The organism is Microvirga tunisiensis (assembly GCF_009296175.1).
GTDB lineage: Bacteria > Pseudomonadota > Alphaproteobacteria > Rhizobiales > Beijerinckiaceae > Microvirga > Microvirga tunisiensis.
In genome coordinates this window covers 85,901-101,783 of sequence record NZ_VOSK01000004.1, presented here as the reverse complement: position 1 = coordinate 101,783, position 15,883 = coordinate 85,901, and the positions used below count along the sequence as shown (strand labels likewise).

At 64.5% G+C, this 15,883-nt stretch carries 15 protein-coding genes; 2 read left to right on the top strand and 13 right to left on the bottom strand.

Going from position 1 to position 15,883, the window contains the following annotated elements; genetic code table 11:
• Nucleotides 1–259: 259 nt before the first annotated feature.
• From FS320_RS03105 to FS320_RS03045, 13 genes are all read right to left on the bottom strand, one after another.
• Nucleotides 260–943: a protein-L-isoaspartate O-methyltransferase family protein gene (locus FS320_RS03105; protein ID WP_152709143.1), complete on the bottom strand. Its 684-nt coding sequence runs from the start codon at nt 941–943 to the stop codon at nt 260–262.
• 16 nt (nt 944–959) lie between these two features.
• A complete protein-coding gene (gene surE / locus FS320_RS03100) occupies nt 960–1,721 on the bottom strand; it encodes a 5'/3'-nucleotidase SurE (RefSeq protein ID WP_152709142.1) in 762 nt (253 codons plus the stop codon).
• 1 nt (nt 1,722) lies between these two features.
• Nucleotides 1,723–3,084, bottom strand: a complete 1,362-nt coding sequence (serS, locus tag FS320_RS03095) for a serine--tRNA ligase (RefSeq protein ID WP_152709141.1) — start codon at nt 3,082–3,084, stop codon at nt 1,723–1,725.
• A gap of 194 nt (nt 3,085–3,278) precedes the next feature.
• Nucleotides 3,279–4,082, bottom strand: a complete 804-nt coding sequence (tatC, locus tag FS320_RS03090; RefSeq protein WP_152709140.1) for a twin-arginine translocase subunit TatC — start codon at nt 4,080–4,082, stop codon at nt 3,279–3,281.
• Nucleotides 4,079–4,660, bottom strand: a complete 582-nt coding sequence (gene tatB, locus FS320_RS03085; RefSeq protein WP_152709139.1) for a Sec-independent protein translocase protein TatB — start codon at nt 4,658–4,660, stop codon at nt 4,079–4,081. The genes tatC and tatB overlap by 4 nt, the downstream gene beginning before the upstream one ends.
• Nucleotides 4,661–4,732: 72 nt before the next feature.
• A complete protein-coding gene (locus tag FS320_RS03080; protein WP_152709138.1) occupies nt 4,733–4,975 on the bottom strand; it encodes a twin-arginine translocase TatA/TatE family subunit in 243 nt (80 codons plus the stop codon).
• A gap of 57 nt (nt 4,976–5,032) precedes the next feature.
• Nucleotides 5,033–6,157 (bottom strand): ABC transporter ATP-binding protein, encoded by a 1,125-nt coding sequence (locus FS320_RS03075; RefSeq protein ID WP_152709137.1) that lies wholly within the window; start codon nt 6,155–6,157, stop codon nt 5,033–5,035.
• Entirely contained in the window at nt 6,154–6,885 is a 732-nt protein-coding gene (gene scpB / locus FS320_RS03070; protein WP_152709136.1) for an SMC-Scp complex subunit ScpB, read from the bottom strand. The genes FS320_RS03075 and scpB overlap by 4 nt, the downstream gene beginning before the upstream one ends.
• Nucleotide 6,886: 1 nt before the next feature.
• Nucleotides 6,887–7,687 carry a segregation and condensation protein A gene (locus FS320_RS03065; protein WP_152709135.1) on the bottom strand — a complete coding sequence of 267 codons (801 nt, stop codon included), beginning with the start codon at nt 7,685–7,687 and terminating at the stop codon, nt 6,887–6,889.
• Nucleotides 7,688–7,727: 40 nt separating this feature from the next.
• The gene (gene nagZ / locus FS320_RS03060) at nt 7,728–8,747 is read right to left on the bottom strand and encodes a beta-N-acetylhexosaminidase (protein ID WP_152709134.1); all 1,020 of its coding nucleotides are present in this window, start codon (nt 8,745–8,747) and stop codon (nt 7,728–7,730) included.
• A gap of 59 nt (nt 8,748–8,806) precedes the next feature.
• Nucleotides 8,807–10,231: an SPOR domain-containing protein gene (locus tag FS320_RS03055; protein ID WP_152709133.1), complete on the bottom strand. Its 1,425-nt coding sequence runs from the start codon at nt 10,229–10,231 to the stop codon at nt 8,807–8,809.
• A 107-nt stretch (nt 10,232–10,338) separates the two neighbouring features.
• Nucleotides 10,339–12,102: an arginine--tRNA ligase gene (gene argS / locus FS320_RS03050; protein WP_152709132.1), complete on the bottom strand. Its 1,764-nt coding sequence runs from the start codon at nt 12,100–12,102 to the stop codon at nt 10,339–10,341.
• 161 nt (nt 12,103–12,263) lie between these two features.
• Nucleotides 12,264–13,478, bottom strand: a complete 1,215-nt coding sequence (locus FS320_RS03045; RefSeq protein WP_152709131.1) for a deoxyguanosinetriphosphate triphosphohydrolase — start codon at nt 13,476–13,478, stop codon at nt 12,264–12,266.
• Nucleotides 13,479–13,566: 88 nt separating this feature from the next.
• On the opposite strand from FS320_RS03045, the gene erpA reads away from it, so the two are divergent.
• Both erpA and FS320_RS03035 read left to right on the top strand, forming a co-directional pair.
• On the top strand, nt 13,567–13,893 hold the full coding sequence (gene erpA / locus FS320_RS03040; RefSeq protein ID WP_152709130.1) for an iron-sulfur cluster insertion protein ErpA: 327 nt from the start codon (nt 13,567–13,569) through the stop codon (nt 13,891–13,893).
• Between the two features lie 84 nt (nt 13,894–13,977).
• Nucleotides 13,978–15,837, top strand: coding sequence for a hypothetical protein (locus tag FS320_RS03035; protein ID WP_152709129.1), 1,860 nt, complete (start codon nt 13,978–13,980; stop codon nt 15,835–15,837).
• The last annotated feature ends 46 nt before the right edge of the window (nt 15,838–15,883 follow it).

Here is a 15,883-nt window from a genome sequence, read left to right as displayed (position 1 = left end):
CGCTAGCCGCGAAGGGGTTGGAGAACGGGTTCTCTGCGAACCGCGCACTATCGGTACTGCACGCCGCCGCCGCACTTCCGATCAGCCCCACCAGAGCGATCCGCGACACCGCAACCCAATGTCCAGAACACACACGCAACCGCATCACTCAACCCCAACCGAACGCAACTCGATGGAGCCATTAAAAGCCTGTTCTGGTTAAGCAACGGTTGACGTTGCGCGGTTTGTCGTAACCTTGTCCGAAAATATTTCGATTCGGTCAGAGCGTCGCCGCAATGCCGGTGACGAGCGGCGAGATGCGCAGGGGCGCCCCGACCGATTGCGTTAACTCACCCTCGGCATTGCGTTCGATCCGCACGAGGTGCGGCACGCCCTCGATCGTGATCGCTCCGACCAGACGGCTGCCCGGCCCGAGGTGCGATGTCACGGTCTCCGGGATCTCGGGACGGGCGCCATTGAGCAGGATGCGGTCGAAGCGATCGCGTACCCGCGCAGCGAGGCCGTCGCCCACCTCCAGACGGACCTTGCCGGCTTCCACGATCTTGAGGTGCTGGCCCGCGCTTTCCGCCAGTGTGTTGAAGCGCTCGATGCTCGTCACCTCCGCGCCGAGCCTTGCCAGCAGCGCGGTCACATAGCCGCTGCCGGTGCCGACTTCCAAGATCCGCTGGCCGGGTTGGACACCAAGTGCCAGCAGCATGGCGGCGACCGTGGCAGGTCCCGTCATGGTCTGGCCGCAGGGCAGCGGCAGGGCCACATCGGTGCGGGCGAGATCGGTGAAGCGGCGCGGGGCGAACACCTCGCGCGGCACGAGCTCCATGGCCCTCAGGAGAGCCGTGTCGCGGATGCCTTTGGCGCGCAGGGACAGGATGAAGGATGCAGCACCGATCGCCTGCTGCTCGTCGCGGGTTTCCGCTTCGGGCAGGAAAGGCATGTCCTGGTTCATCGCACCAGCTCTCTCATCAGCCGAAGGCCTGCGCGTATCGCGTCAGCGTCGGCTCGTCCGTCATGTCGATGCGAAGCGGCGTGACCGCAATGCGCCGGTTGGCGATGGCCCAGAGATCCGTGCCGTTGCCGGGCGTGAAGGGGCGGCGCTCGAAGGCGATCCAGAAGTAGGGATTGCCGCGCCCGTCGCGGCGCTCGTCGAGGCGCAAAAGCTCCTGGGTGCGCTGGCCCTGGTTGACGAGAGCCGTACCCTCGACCTCCTCAGGCTCGCAATCCGGGAAGTTCACGTTGACGAGGATGCCCTTGTCGATGCCCGCTTCGAGAATCCTGCGCACGACCTTGGGACCGTGGTGCTCGGCGCAGTGCCAGCGCGGCGCATTGCGCGTGCCCGGGCCGTAAGCCGGAGAGAGCGCGATGGAGGGAATCCCTAAGATCGTGCCTTCGATGGCGCCTGCGACCGTGCCGGAATAGGTCACGTCCTCCGCCACGTTCTGTCCCCGGTTGACGCCGGAGAGGATGAGATCGGGCTTGGCGTTCTGCATGAGATGGCGCACGCCCATTATCACGCAATCGGTCGGCGTGCCCTTGACGGCGAAATGCCGGTCGGAGATCTCGCGCAGGCGCAGCGGATCGTTGAGCGACAGCGAATGGGCGACGCCGCTCTGATCGGTCTCAGGCGCGACGACCCACACGTCGTCCGACAGGTTGCGGGCGATGGCCTCCAGGGTCTTCAGCCCTGGAGCATGAATGCCGTCGTCGTTGGTGCAGAGAATGCGCATGTCAGACCTGACGTTCGATGCGGGTCATCCCGCCCATGTAGGGCTGGAGAACCGATGGAATCGTGACGCTGCCGTCCTCGTTCTGATAGTTCTCCAAAACGGCCACGAGCGTGCGGCCGACCGCGAGGCCGGAGCCGTTGAGCGTGTGCACGAAGCGCGGCTGCTTCTCAGCCGTCAGACGGTAGCGGGCATTCATGCGGCGCGCCTGGAAATCCGAGCAGACCGAGCAGCTCGAAATCTCGCGATACATCCCCTGCCCCGGCAGCCACACCTCGATGTCGTAGGTCTTGGTCGAAGAGAAGCCCATGTCGCCGGTGCAGAGCGTCATGGTGCGGAACGGCAGCTCGATCTTCTTCAGCACGTTCTCGGCGCTGACAAGCATGCGCTCGTGCTCGTCGGCCGAGGTCTCCGGCGTCGTAATCGAGACGAGTTCGCATTTCACGAACTGGTGCTGGCGGATCATGCCACGCGTGTCACGACCTGCAGAGCCGGCCTCGGCGCGGAAGCTCGGAGTGAGCGCGGTGAAGCGGAGGGGAAGCTCCTCCTCGGAGAGGATCTGCTCGCGCACGAGATTGGTCAGCGTCACCTCCGCCGTCGGGATCATGCCGTAGCGGGTGTCCTTGATCATCTTGCCGATCGCGTCGCGCGGCTGGCCGTCGAGAGCCGCGGCAACGACCTGCTCGAGCGAGTTGCCCGGGAAGGCCCAGAACTGATCGTCCTCGAACTTCGGCAGCTGCGCCGTGCCGAACATGGCATCGTCACGCACCAGCAGAGGCGGGCTCACTTCCGTATAGCCATGCTCATTGGTGTGGAGGTCGATCATGAATTGACCGAGCGCGCGCTCCAGGCGGGCCAGGCCGCCTTTCAGCACGACGAAGCGCGAGCCCGAAAGCTTTGCCGCCGTCTCGAAATCCATGAGGCCCAGGGCTTCGCCGAGCTCGAAATGCTGCTTGGCGCTGTTGAGCGTCGGTGGCGTGCCGAAGCGGTGGCGCTCCACGTTGCCGTGCTCGTTGGCCCCGACCGGCACATCCTCCTTCGGGATATTGGGAATAGCGGCCACGGATTCGAACAGGGCCTTCTCGGCGGCGCGCTCCGCCTCTTCCAGCTCCGGCATCGATTCCTTGATCCGGGCCACCTCGGCCATCAGTTCCTGAGCCCGCGCCTCATCCTTCTTCGCCTTGGCCTGGCCGATCTCCTTGGACAGGGCGTTGCGGCGCTCGGTGGCGGCCTGCAGGGCGGAGATGGCGCTCTTGCGCCGGTCGTCGAGGGCGATCAGATGTGCGGACAGGGGCTCCATGCCCCGGTTCCGGAGGCCTTGGTCGAAAGCCGCGGGGTTCTCGCGGATGGAACGGATGTCGTGCATGGGATGAGGACCTGCTTCGTGATGCGGCCCTGCCTTAGCGCATCGTGCGGAAAAGTGGAATTCGGTTATTCGCTGACCCGGCCCTTCGGGTCGCACCAGACGATGCGTTCGCTTTTGGGTCCGATGCTGAGCACAAGAGCGCCCCTTCAACGCTTGCCGAGAATGGCGGCCAATGGGGCGAGCCTTTTCGGGCCCTACCCCTCTGCCTCGCGCGCCGCCTCGGCTTCCGCACGCTTCTTCTCGACCATGGTGACGGAGAGGATGGATGCCTCGTAGAGGAGCAAGGTCGGGACCGCGAGGGCGAACTGGCTGATCACGTCGGGCGGGGTGAGAACCGCAGCGATCACGAAGACGACCACGACGGCATAGCGGCGCTTGTCCTTCAGGAACTGCGAGTCGATGATCCCGGCCCGGGCCAGGAGTGTCAGGATGACCGGCAGCTGGAAGCAGATGCCGAAGGCGAAGATCAGGGTCATGATCAGCGACAGGTACTCGCTGACCTTGGGCAGGAACTCGATGGACGGGCTCGTGTCCGTCGCGAGCTGCTGCATGCCCACGGAGAAGCGCATGAGGAGCGGCATGGCGACGAAATAGACGCAGGCCGCGCCGATGACGAAGAGAACCGGCGTCGCGACGAGATAGGGGACGAAGGCCCGGCGCTCGTTCTTGTAGAGGCCCGGCGCCACGAACTTGTAGATCTGCATGGCGATGACCGGAAAGGCCAGGAAACCGGCGCCGAAGGCCGCGACCTGAATCTGCGTGAACAGGTATTCCAGGCCATGGGTATAGACGAGGTGCGCCTTCTCAGGCGAGCCGACGGCGAGGACGTAGGGCCAGACCAGCGCGTTGTAGATGTACTTCGCCCCGGCAAAGCAGGCAAAGAACATCAGCACGAAGGCGATCAGCGCCTTGATCAGGCGCGAGCGCAATTCGGTCAGATGCTCGATCAGAGGCGCGCGCGATGCCTCGACCTCATCCTCTTCAACGGCGGTGGTCATCCGGCTTTCGCGTCCGATTTTTCTGAGAGTTGTTCGGCAAGGGCGGCCTGTTGGGCCTCATACTCGGCCTCGCGCCGCAGGGATTCGGCGATCTCCTTCGCCGGGTCGACCGTCGGCGGAGGCGGCAGGTCGATCAGCGGATCGGTGGGATCCGGTGCCCGTCCCTCCACGACAGCCTGAACCGAGGAATCGGAGGTGGGTTGGGCTGGCGCCGGATCGGAAGACCCTTGATCGGAAGTCACCTGGGCGACGTCTTGCACGGCCCCTGGCTCAGGAGCCTTCTCGGGAGCCTCGATCGAGGTCTTCAATTCGTCCCGGATCGTCTGGATCGGGTTGAAGTTCGTGCTGCCGACCGAGGTGACGGAGTCGTTCACGCCCTGAAGCTGCTTCTTGACCTCGTCGAGCTCGGCCTCGCGCATGGCCTCGTTGAACTGACCCTGAAACTCCGCCGCCATGCGGCGAAGCTTTCCGGTCACCTGTCCGATCGTCCGCAGCGCCTTCGGCAGATCCTTCGGGCCGATCACGATCAGCGCAACGGCGCCGATCACCATGATCTCACCCCAGCTCATGTCCAACATGACGTGGCCTCGAACCTGCCTCTTAGGTACTCACGCGTACTGAAACGCCACACAACGGCTGCGCACAAAAGCTTAGCCGACCTTGTGATCCGTGGTCACGGTGGTGGTCGTCGTACCGTTCTGATGGTCGATCGTCCGGACGGGCTCGGACGGCTGCACCGGCTTGGCCGGCGTCTCATCCTCGGACATTCCCTTCTTGAAGGCTTTGATGCCCTTCGCAACGTCGCCCATCATGTCGGAGATCTTGCCGCGTCCGAACAGAAGGACGACGATCAGACCCACGACGATCCAGTGCCAAATACTCGTGCCACCCATGGCAATTCCTCCTGCGCCCCAAAAGGCGCGGTTCTTCAATATGAACTCGTCGCCAACCTATGCGTCGGAGGCGGCGAAAACAAGGACATCCTTCGTATCGATCTCGATGCCCACATCCAGTCCCTCTTTCACGCCAACGGGATCGCGAACGCGGGCCTGGAGGGGGCGGTCCACCCCCTGCACATCGATATGCACGAGATCGACCTCGCCGAGAAAGCGACGAGACACCACACGTCCCGGCAGGCAGAAGCCTGCGGGCCTGAGCTTCAATCCCTGCGGCCGCACGCAGACGATGGCCGGACCATCCTCCATTTGCGGCGCCGGAAAGACGCCCACCGGGCAGGAAACCTGGCCATTGCGAACCACGCCCTCGATCTCGTTGAAGTCGCAGAAGAAGCGGGCTGCGAACAGGTTCGCCGGGCGTCGATAGATCTCCTCGGCCTCACCCTGCTGCATGATCGTGCCGGCGCGCATGAGCACGATCCGGTCGGCGATCCGCATCGCCTCCTCCGGATCGTGCGTCACGACGATGGTCGTAGCGCCGGTTTCTCTCAGGATTGCGACGGTCTCGTCCCGGATGGCATCGCGCATGCGCCGGTCGAGGTTCGAGAACGGCTCGTCCATGAGCAGGACGCCGGGGCGTGGCGCGATGGACCGGGCCAGCGCCACGCGCTGCTGCTCGCCGCCGGAAAGGGTATGGGGATATTCGTTGGCGTAGTGCTCGAGCCCGACGCGGGACAGGGCCCGACGCGCGGCGATCCCGGTCTCGGAGGCCGAGAGATCCTTGAGGCCGAATATGATGTTCTGCAGGATCGTCATGTGCGGGAACAGGGCATAATCCTGGAACATCAGCCCGATGCCACGCCTCTCCGGCTCCAGGAAGACCCGTGATCCGCTGACCTCCAGGCCGTCCATCAGCACCCGGCCAGAGGTCGGCGCCTCGACGCCCGCGGCGATACGCAGCAGGGTGGTCTTTCCGCAACCGGAATGACCCAGCAGACAGATGATCTCCCCCGGCTCGACGGTGAGCGAGACGCCGTCGAGCGCCCGCTGATTGCCATAAACCTGGACGATGTTCTCGAAGGTAAGCTGGGCCGGGATCGATGCGCCCGCCGTGCCGCGCTGGCCCCAGCGGGGCAAACGAAACCGGTCGAGCGCGGACCCGGTAGGCTTTGCGATCATTCCTCGCCTGCCTCGGACTGGTGCATGTCCAGAGGCTGGAGGAGATCGTCCTCGAGCGGATCCTCGTCCTCGCGCAGGGCGTCCGCGTCGGTGGGGACAGGCACCGAGAAGTCGGAGGGAACGCGCCCTTCGATAAAGCCCGCTCCCTTGAGTTCTTCGAGACCCGGCAGATCCTCGACGGCGTCGAGGCCGAAATGCTCCAGGAAGCCCGGCGTCGTGCCGTAGGTGACGGGACGGCCAGGAGCCTTCCTACGTCCCCTCAGGCGAATCCAGCCGGTTTCCAGGAGGGTATCGATGGTGCCCTTCGAGGTGGCGACGCCGCGGATCTCTTCGATTTCGGCGCGGGTGACCGGCTGGTGATAGGCGATGATCGCCAGGGTCTCCATGGCGGCACGGGAGAGCTTGCGCTGCTCGACCACGTTACGGGCAAGCACGAAGGACAGGTCACTTGCCGTGCGGAAGGTCCATTTTCCGGCCACCCGGACGAGATTGACGCCCCGGAGCGCGTAGAGCTCGGTCAGGTCCTGAAGGATCTTCTCCACATCGGCGCCTTCCGGCAGCCGGCCGACCAGCTCCTCGGCGCTCAAGGGCGCGGCGGCGGCAAACAGCAGCGCCTCGGCGATTCGCATGGCTTCATCGTGATCGGGCAGATGATCCGACCCTTGACTGGCCTTGGGAGCCTCCGCTTCCGGCATATCGGCTGTATCTTCCTGCATGTCAGGCAGCATCTTAAACTCCTGCCTCGGCCGGGTCTGCGACGGGCTTGACCCAGACCGGAGCGAAGGCCTCGTCCTGCCGGATCGTGAGCTTGCCCTCGCGCACCATTTCCAGGGTGGCGGACAGGGCCGAGGCCAGAACGGTCGGGCGCATGGCAGGCTCGACCATGTATTCCACCAGATAGGTGTCGAGGGTCACCCAATCGCTCAGGTGACCGACCAGGCGCTCCAGGGCCTCCCGCGCATCGACAAGGGACCAGACGTTCCGCTTGTGCAGGGATACCCGGGCGTTGAACTGGATCTGGCGCTGCTGCGCATACGCCTTGAGAAGGTCGTAGAGACTGGCCTCGTAGCGAGAATCCCGGTTGACGATCACAGGCTCCGGCGCGCCGCGGGCGAAGACGTCCCGGCCGAGCCAGGCGCGCTCGCCCATCTTCTTGGCGGCCTCGCGGATCGCCTCCAGGCGGCGCAGGCGCAAGGCAAGGGCAGTCGCCAATTCTTCGGCGCTCGGCTCCTCGCCCTTCGGCGGCTCGGGCAGCAGCAGGCGCGACTTGAGATAGGCGAGCCAGGCCGCCATCACGAGGTAATCCGCTGCCAGCTCGAGGCGCATACGGCGCGCCTCTTCGATGAAGGTGATGTACTGCTCGGCGAGAGCCAGGATCGAGATGCGGTGGAGGTCCACCTTCTGGCGACGGGCGAGTTCCAGCAGCAGGTCGAGCGGCCCCTCGAACCCGTCCACGTCGACGAGCAGAGCGGGCTCGCTTTCGCTACGCTCCGTGCGTTCGACATCTTCGAAGGGTAAGGGGTTCGCCATCGACCGTACTCAACTCATGGGGTTCGAAGCTTCATAAGCTTTAGGCGATCATCGCAAGAGCAGAATCGAGTCTGGCCCGGGCATCCACAGGATCCAAAGGCTCCGGATCATGGGTGATGCGAGCTAACGCAGCGTTAGCACGACGCAGGGATTCTCCGCTCAAGGTGGGGGCTGCTTCGGCGACGGCGCTCATTTCCTCCATGTTGCCGTTGCAATGAAGGGCCATGTCGCAGCCGGCCCCGAAAGCGGCCTCGGTCCGGTCCCGGAACGATCCCGAAAGGGCATGCATGGACAGGTCGTCGGTCATCACCAGCCCGTCATAGCCGATGTGGCTGCGGATGATCTCCTCCATGACGATGCGGGAGGTCGTCGCCGGCCGCTCCGGATCGAGCGCCGTGTAGACCACGTGCGCCGTCATCGCCAGAGGCATGTCGGTGAGCATGCGGAAGGGTGCGAAATCGTGCCTCTCCAGCTCCTCACGAGAGGCCTCGACCACGGGAAGCGCCTTATGGCTGTCGGCACCGGCCCGGCCGTGGCCCGGCATATGCTTGACCACCGGCAGCACGCCGCCGGCCAGCAGACCCTCGGCGGCGGCCCGGCCCAGGATGGCGACCTGGCTCGGCGACTTGCCATAGGCTCGGTCGCCGATCACGTCGTGGGCGCCCGGCGATGGTACGTCCAGAACCGGCAGGCAATCGACCGTGATCCCGACGGAGCGCAGATCGTGGGCGATCAGCCGCGCCCCGAGGCGGGTGATCTCGCGCTGAACCAGCGGATCGTTGGCGTGGAGGCGGCCATAGACGCTTCCGGAGGGGTATTTCGGCCAGTGCGGCGGCCCCATGCGCTGAACCCGGCCACCTTCCTGATCGATCAGGATCGGGGCATCGGCCCGTCCGACCGCATCCCTCAAGGAGGCACAGAGCGCCCTCACCTGCTCAGGCGTCCCCACGTTGCGGCGGAACAGGATGAAACCCCAGGGATCCGCCTCCTTGAAGAAGGCGACCTCGTCGGGGGTGAGCTCGGTGCCGGAGCATCCAGCAATAAAGGCGCGGGTTTTCATACCCGCGCCTTACGTCCCCTGCTCGGCAGGGTCAAGAAATCTCAGCTGCTACGCCGGGATCAGTTCTTGGCGACGAAGCACTGTCCGCCCTGGCCCTGCAGCTTGGAGCAGAGGGAGGAAGCCTCCTCCTTGGACAGGGGTCCGACCCGGACGCGATAGATCGTATTGCCGTTCACCTCGGCCTTGCGGATCAGCGACGGCATATTCCCGAGGTCGGAATACTTGCGCTGGAACGAAGCAAAGGCAGTCTGTGCCGCGGCCTCCGAATTTGCCAGGCCGAGCTGCACGGCGAAACCGCCGGTCGGCGTCGTCTCCGCTGCTGCCGGGGCGACCGGCTGGACCGAGGCGACCTGCTGCGGCGCAGGCGTGGTCGTGGGCGTGGCTGCCGCGGGAGCCGGCTTCGGCGTCGGAGCGGGCGTAGCGGGGGCCGCCATGGGAGTGCTCGCGGCCGGCTTGGGCTGGACCGACGCCACCTGAACCGAAGCGGGCGTCGGACGGCCCGCCGGAGCCGGCTGGGCCTGCGGCGGCAAAGTCATCGCCGCAGCGGAAGCTGCGGGCTGAGCGGCCGGTGGCTCCGCTCCCGCCACGGTGCCGTCGGGACGGATCGTGACGGTGCGAACTTTCTTCGGCTCCCCGAGATTCAGGCTGGCGGTCTGCTGAGGCTTGATCGCGCCGCCGGGGACGGTGCCGCCGGTCGCATCCGCCACGGAGCTGCCGCTCATGCGCACGGCCTGCTGCACGTCGACCGGCTGCTCTTCACGGTTGACGACCTTCGTCGCCGTATTCTGATTGGCGCGCTCGTAGATCTGCTTGTTCTGATTTGGGATCTCGACCCCACCCGGGTTCTGCGGCTGAACCTTGGTCGGCTCATTGTTGGCCTTCACGAGCGGCGGCGCGCCACCCGTGACCGCCGACGAACCCGAGGCAAGATAAGCCCCGCCACCGCCAAGCACGACGGCACCGACGACGGCAGCGATCGCGATCATGCCCTTGCGGGAGCGACCCTTCTCGACCGGTGCATAGTCTTGGGACTGGTCGTAGTCCTGCTCGGCATAATGCCCCGCCTGATCGGCATAATAATCCTGAGCATAGGCCTCGTTGCCATAGGCGTCCTGATCCTGGGGAGCATAGGCAGGCTCGGGGCTTCGGACGTGGCTCCGGGGATAAGAGCCATGATCGATGGAAGGGGCGACATGCCCGCCATGCGTAGCGCGAGCCGGCGTCTCTCGCGCGGTTTGCGGCATCGTGTCACGGACGGCAAAAAGGTCGTCGATGGAAGAGCCCTGCTGGCGCGGACGGGCGGAACCGTCATTGGCCAAAATGGATTGAAATGGATCGTCTTGTCCCACGATCCGGGCCAATTCCGCGAGCGGATCGTTCCGTCCGACGGAGGCCGGCTGAGATTGCGGCGTGCCCGCATGGGCGAGTTGCCGTTCGATCTCGTTGAGGTCGACGGCAAAACGGGGCTTCACTGATTCGCTCATGCGCCGGATCTCCAGTTACGCGACAGGAGCACCTGTTGCTCCGCGGGCACGACGTGACAGAACTCGACGCGAATGCTTCGTAAGCGGTTGATCCGCCTCAAGAAACACTATCGCATTTCGTCGGGTGCCGTGACGCCCAGGATTGCGAGGCCCGATGCGAGCACGCCCTTCAGGGCATGCACGAGAGCGAGCCTCGCTTGTGTTGAATCTTCATCAGTTAGATTAACAAAGCGTAATTGCGGCAAGTCTTTGCCCTTATTCCATAAACTATGGAAGGCGCTGGCCAAGTCGTAAAGGTAAAATGCGACTCGGTGAGGCTCATGAGCTTCGGCCGCAGCCTCGATGGTCCTGGGAAACTGGGCGATGCGATGGATGATGTCCATTTCCGCTTCGTCACTCAGGATCGAGAGATCAGCCCTTTCGAGCTGCGCGGCCGAGAAGTCGGCACCCGGGAATGCCTCGGCCGCCTGCCGGAACACGGAGGCGCAGCGGGCATGAGCGTACTGGACGTAGAAGACCGGATTGTCCTTGGACTGCTCGACCACCTTGGCCAGGTCGAAATCCAGGGGCGCGTCGTTCTTGCGGAAGATCATCATGAAGCGGGTGGCGTCCCGGCCCACCTCGTCGACCACCTCGCGCAGGGTCACGAAGTCACCCGAGCGCTTCGACATCTTCACCGGCTCGCCGCCGCGCAGAAGCTTGACCAGCTGGCACAGCTTCACGTCGAGCTCGGCCTTGTTGTCGGAGACGGCCCTGACGGCCGCCTGCATGCGCTTCACGTAGCCCCCATGGTCGGCGCCGAGCACGTCGATCATCGACAGGAAGCCACGCTCGTATTTGGAGCGGTGATAGGCGATGTCCGAGGCGAAATAGGTGTAGGACCCGTCCGACTTCATGAGCGGACGATCCACCTCGTCGCCATAGGCGGTGGCGCGGAAGAGAAGCTGCTCCCGGTCCTCCCAGTCCTCGTCCTTCTGGCCCTTAGGGGGCGGCAGGCGGCCCATATAGACCAGATCGCGGGCTTTCAGCTCCTCGATCATCTTGGCTACCTGATCGCCCTCGGGCCCCTTCTGGAGGGAGCGCTCGGAGAAGAACACGTTGTGGTGGATGTTGAGCGCGGCGAGATCGGCCCGGATCATGTCCATCATGGCGTCGATGGAGGTCTCGCGCACGAGCGGCAGCCACTCGGATTCCGGCTTGTCGAGCAGGCCCGGGCCGTAATCCTTGGCAAGACGCTCGCCGACCGGCTTCAGGTAGTCGCCGGGATAGAGCCCTTCCGGGATGGCGCCGATCTCCTGGCCGAGGGCCTCCTTGTAGCGGAGATAGGCGGAGCGGGCGAGGACATCGACCTGCGCACCCGCGTCGTTGATGTAGTACTCGCGGGCGACCTTGTAGCCGGAAAAATCCAGGAGTCCGGCCAGGGCATCGCCGAACACCGCGCCGCGGCAATGGCCCACATGCATCGGGCCGGTCGGATTGGCGGAGACGTATTCCACATTCACCGAAGAACCCGCCCCCTGCCCGCTCCGGCCGAAGCCGTTGCTGTCGACGACCACTGCGCGCAGAACCTCATGCAGGACCGAAGGCGCGAGCCGGATGTTGATGAAGCCGGGACCGGCAATCTCGACTTTGGTGACGCGCGGATCGTCCTGAAGGTCGGCGACGAGAAGCTCGGCCAGGGCGCGCGGGTTCATGCGCGCCTCCTTGGCCAGCACCATGGCGGCGTTGGTGGCGAGATCGCCGTGGGAGGGATCGCGCGGCGGCTCGACCACGACGCGGCTGACGTCCAGCCCCGATGGAATCTTGGCCCCTTCGGCCAACCGGCCGAGCGCATCCGCAACCCGCTTCTCAAACAGCCCGAAAATGTTCATGGTACTTTGTCTCTGGAGAGCCCCTTGGCCCCGAATGCTTCGGTGCGCTCGATCATCGGACCCAAAAGTGGAAGCCACTTTTGGGGCTCATTCGATGATCTCATCCTAAAATGAGCGCATCGTTTGAGCGGAAAACCGAGGCCACTTTTCCGCACGATGCGCTAGCGCAGGTCCGGCGTTACGTCAAACAGGCGCCGGTGTTCAAGGATCGCATATCGGTCGGTCATGCCCGCGATGTAATCCGCCACGCGGCGGGCAAGTCGGGGCTCGTCGTCTCGCGGCAGATCCGCCTGCCACTCCTCCGGCATCAGATTCGGCTCGGCCTTGAAGCGCCTGAACAGATCCCGCAGCACGTCGTCCGCCTGGGCGCGAACCCGCATCACGTCCGGATGACGGTACATATGGGCATAGAGGAAGCGCTTGATGGAGGCGTCGGCCTCCTTCATGGCGTTCGAGAAGCAGACCATGGTGTCGCCCGCCTGCCGGATATCCACCGCCGTCTGCGGAGACAGAGCCGCAATCCTGCGGTCCCCCTCGGCCACCACGTCCTCGACGAAGCGGGTGATGACGCGCCGGGTCAGCTCATGGATGCGCCGGGAGAGATCGAGGGCCGGATAGCGCGCGTCGATCTCCGCCAGAAGTCCTTCGAGAAACGGCACCTCGCGCAGTTCCTCGATCCCGAACAGCCCGGCTCGCAACCCGTCGTCGATGTCGTGAGCATCGTAGGCGATATCGTCGGCGATGGCCGCCGCCTGCGCTTCTCCACCGGCATGGGTGGCGAGTTCCAGGTCCTGCTGGGCGTTGTATTCGAGAATTGCCAGCGGAACGCCCCGCGCGGCATAGCGCAGGGTCGGCTGTCCGCCGGCGTCGAGGAGCGGGCCGTTATGCTTGACCAGCCCCTCCAAGGTTTCCCAGGTGAGATTAAGCCCGTCATATTCCGCATAACGACGCTCCAGGCGGGTCACGACCCGCAAGGCTTGGGCGTTATGGTCGAAGCCGCCGAACCCGGCCATGCACTCGTCGAGCGTATCCTCGCCCGTATGGCCGAACGGGGTGTGGCCAAGGTCATGGGAGAGCGCCAGCGCCTCGGCGAGGTCCTCGTCGAGCCCGAGAGAGCGGGCGAGCGCCCGGGCGATCTGGCTCACCTCGATGGTATGGGTCAGCCGGGTCCGGAAATGGTCGCCCTCGTGATAGACGAAAACCTGCGTCTTGTGCTTGAGCCGGCGGAAGGCCGAGGAATGGATGATCCGGTCCCGGTCACGCTGGAACTCGCTGCGGGTGGGCGAGACTGCCTCGGGGAACAGCCGACCGCGGCTCCCATGAGGGTCGCAGGCGTAAGGGGCTCTCCATCTCTCGCCAAAGGGCCGCACAATCATCCCCGGGTTGAAGCCTTGTCAGCGCGCACTTACCTTGCTCATAACATCTTATGCAAGAATTACGTCCTCCTAAGGACTGGAAGTGCCCATGACCGGTATCACTCTGACTGACCGCGCCGCCCGCCGCATCAACGAGATCATGGCTGCAGAGCCGGCAGGCTCCCACCTGAGAATCAGCGTCAACGGAGGCGGCTGTTCGGGGTTCCAATATGCCTTCGACGTGGACCGGACCCGGCAGAACGACGATCTCGTGATCGAAAAGGACGGGGCCACCGTGGTGGTGGACGAGGTCTCGATCCAGTACATGGACGGTTCCGTCATCGATTTCGTGGACGACCTGATCGGCCAGTCCTTCAAGATCGAGAATCCGCATGCCACCGCCTCCTGCGGCTGCGGCACCTCGTTCTCGTTGTAAAACCGTCATGTAACGTCCTATTCGATGCGCTAGCACTTTCATTCAGGGTTGGCCGGCGCTGGATTCGCCGGCTTGGGGGATCACATGGGACTTCGTAACCGCGCAGGGATCTGCGCACTCGCCTTGGTGGCCGGCTCCGCGGCCTTGCAGTTCGAGCCTGCGGTTCTCCGTGACCTCGTCATCGACAACGGCAGCCAGCGCATCACCATCGGAGCGGTCAGGGCGCCGCTCTGGAGCGCCGCCTTCGCACAATCCGCCGACAGCTTCAGCCTGGACAATGTGAGCTTCACCTTCGGGTCCACGACCTATGAGGCGAAGCGGATCGAGTTTTCAGGAACCTCCTCATCGCGGGCCGATATCGAGGCGCTGTTTTCCTCGACCTCCACGGAGGCGATGGAAAGCCGCCTGAAGCGCATCACCGTGAAGCAGATCACGATTCCCGAAGCGCGGGTGAAGCAGACCGTCGGCAAGCAGACGCAGACGACGACCTATCGGAATGCCACTCTCAGCGATATCTCCCAGGGCCGGATCGCCTCGGCTCTGATCGAGACGAGCGCGACGGAAACGAGCGGCGCCAAGAACAACGTGCTGATCAGTACCGGCCGCACGAGCATGAGCGAGCTCGATCTGCCCGCTCTCGCGCGTCTCTACGAGACGAAGGCCGACAGCACCTCGGCTCCGTTCATCAGAGTCTATGGGGCCTTCGCCATCGACAACATGGAATTTGCCGACAACGAGACGGGCGTTGCCTTCAAGATCGCCCGGTTCGGCGGCAGGGACTTCCAGGGACGGCCGACGAAGGACTCCTGGCACGGTTCCATCGGCATCTTCACCGAGATGGCGTACCGTCAGGATCACTCCTCCGAGGATCAGGCGCGTCTCCTTTCCGCCATCGCCGATTTCCTCGACGCATTCCAGATCGGCTTCATGGAAGCTTCCGGCATCGAGGCGACTGCAAAAGGCAAGGATGGCTCCGGTCTGACGCGGATCAACCGAATTGCCTACACGGGTGGCACGGACGCTCAGCCCGCCGATGTGAGATGGGAAGGCTTCGAGTTCTCCGACAAGGACAATCGCGTCAAGATCGACGGGTTCAGCCTGACAGGCTTCTCGTTCCGCCAGACGATCGACGGCCTGAGAACGCTTCAGGGGAAGTCTTTCGACGACATCGACCCAGCGGTCGTGCGGAGCCTCGTCCCGACCCTGGGTACGCTGCGCCTGTCGGGATTCTCCATCGACGGGTCCAGTGACGACGAAGGCAAGAAGGTCAAGATCCAGGCCGGACTGAAGGGCTTCGAGCTGACCGCCGACAAGCCCGTGAACGCCATTCCGACCAATATCCGGATCGGCCTTCAGAACCTGACGATGGCGCTGCCTTCGAACAGCACCGACGACGGCATCAAGGAGCTTGTGGCACTCGGCTACAAGAACGTCGACGTATCCCTCCTGGCCGCGGCCACCTGGAACGAGGCCACGAGCGAAATCGCTCTCAACGAGGTCTCGTTCCAGGGTCTGGACATGGGCACCATCGGCCTGACGGGCCGCATCGGCAATGTCGGCAAGGACCTCTTCAACGCCGATACGGCGATTGCGACCGTTGCATTGGTGGGAGCCAGGGCGAAGGCGCTCGACCTCACGGTCGAGAACAAGGGCCTGTTCGAGCGCTACATGGCCAAGTCCGCCAAGGAGCAGAAGACGACGCCGGAATCGCTGCGTCGCACCTATGCCGCGGCCGCGGCCTTCGTGGTGCCGGCGATGATCGGCAGTTCCGAGCAGGCTCGGACCCTAAGCCAGGCCATCGCCCGCTTCATCGCCAAGCCCAGCAGGCTCACGGTCAACGCGACGCCCAAGGATCCGTCGGGCCTCGGCATCGCGGAAGCGGTCGTGCTGCCCGATCCCAAAGCCATCCTCGACAAGCTGAACGTCAGCGCGACGGCCGAGTGACGGCTGCCCGTTCGCACAGCATCTCGAAGCCTACCGGCCGTTCCTC

Excerpts from the sequence above, each read along its gene's own strand:
- FS320_RS03105 (WP_152709143.1), bottom strand. The coding sequence starts at position 943 with ATGAACCAGGACATGCCTTTCCTGCCCGAAGCGGAAACCCGCGACGAG.
- surE (WP_152709142.1), bottom strand. The coding sequence starts at position 1,721 with ATGCGCATTCTCTGCACCAACGACGACGGCATTCATGCTCCAGGGCTG.
- serS (WP_152709141.1), bottom strand. The coding sequence starts at position 3,084 with ATGCACGACATCCGTTCCATCCGCGAGAACCCCGCGGCTTTCGACCAA.
- tatC (WP_152709140.1), bottom strand. The coding sequence starts at position 4,082 with ATGACCACCGCCGTTGAAGAGGATGAGGTCGAGGCATCGCGCGCGCCT.
- tatB (WP_152709139.1), bottom strand. The coding sequence starts at position 4,660 with ATGTTGGACATGAGCTGGGGTGAGATCATGGTGATCGGCGCCGTTGCG.
- FS320_RS03080 (WP_152709138.1), bottom strand. The coding sequence starts at position 4,975 with ATGGGTGGCACGAGTATTTGGCACTGGATCGTCGTGGGTCTGATCGTC.
- FS320_RS03075 (WP_152709137.1), bottom strand. The coding sequence starts at position 6,157 with ATGATCGCAAAGCCTACCGGGTCCGCGCTCGACCGGTTTCGTTTGCCC.
- scpB (WP_152709136.1), bottom strand. The coding sequence starts at position 6,885 with ATGCTGCCTGACATGCAGGAAGATACAGCCGATATGCCGGAAGCGGAG.
- FS320_RS03065 (WP_152709135.1), bottom strand. The coding sequence starts at position 7,687 with ATGGCGAACCCCTTACCCTTCGAAGATGTCGAACGCACGGAGCGTAGC.
- nagZ (WP_152709134.1), bottom strand. The coding sequence starts at position 8,747 with ATGAAAACCCGCGCCTTTATTGCTGGATGCTCCGGCACCGAGCTCACC.
- FS320_RS03055 (WP_152709133.1), bottom strand. The coding sequence starts at position 10,231 with ATGAGCGAATCAGTGAAGCCCCGTTTTGCCGTCGACCTCAACGAGATC.
- argS (WP_152709132.1), bottom strand. The coding sequence starts at position 12,102 with ATGAACATTTTCGGGCTGTTTGAGAAGCGGGTTGCGGATGCGCTCGGC.
- FS320_RS03045 (WP_152709131.1), bottom strand. The coding sequence starts at position 13,478 with ATGATTGTGCGGCCCTTTGGCGAGAGATGGAGAGCCCCTTACGCCTGC.
- erpA (WP_152709130.1), top strand. The coding sequence starts at position 13,567 with ATGACCGGTATCACTCTGACTGACCGCGCCGCCCGCCGCATCAACGAG.
- FS320_RS03035 (WP_152709129.1), top strand. The coding sequence starts at position 13,978 with ATGGGACTTCGTAACCGCGCAGGGATCTGCGCACTCGCCTTGGTGGCC.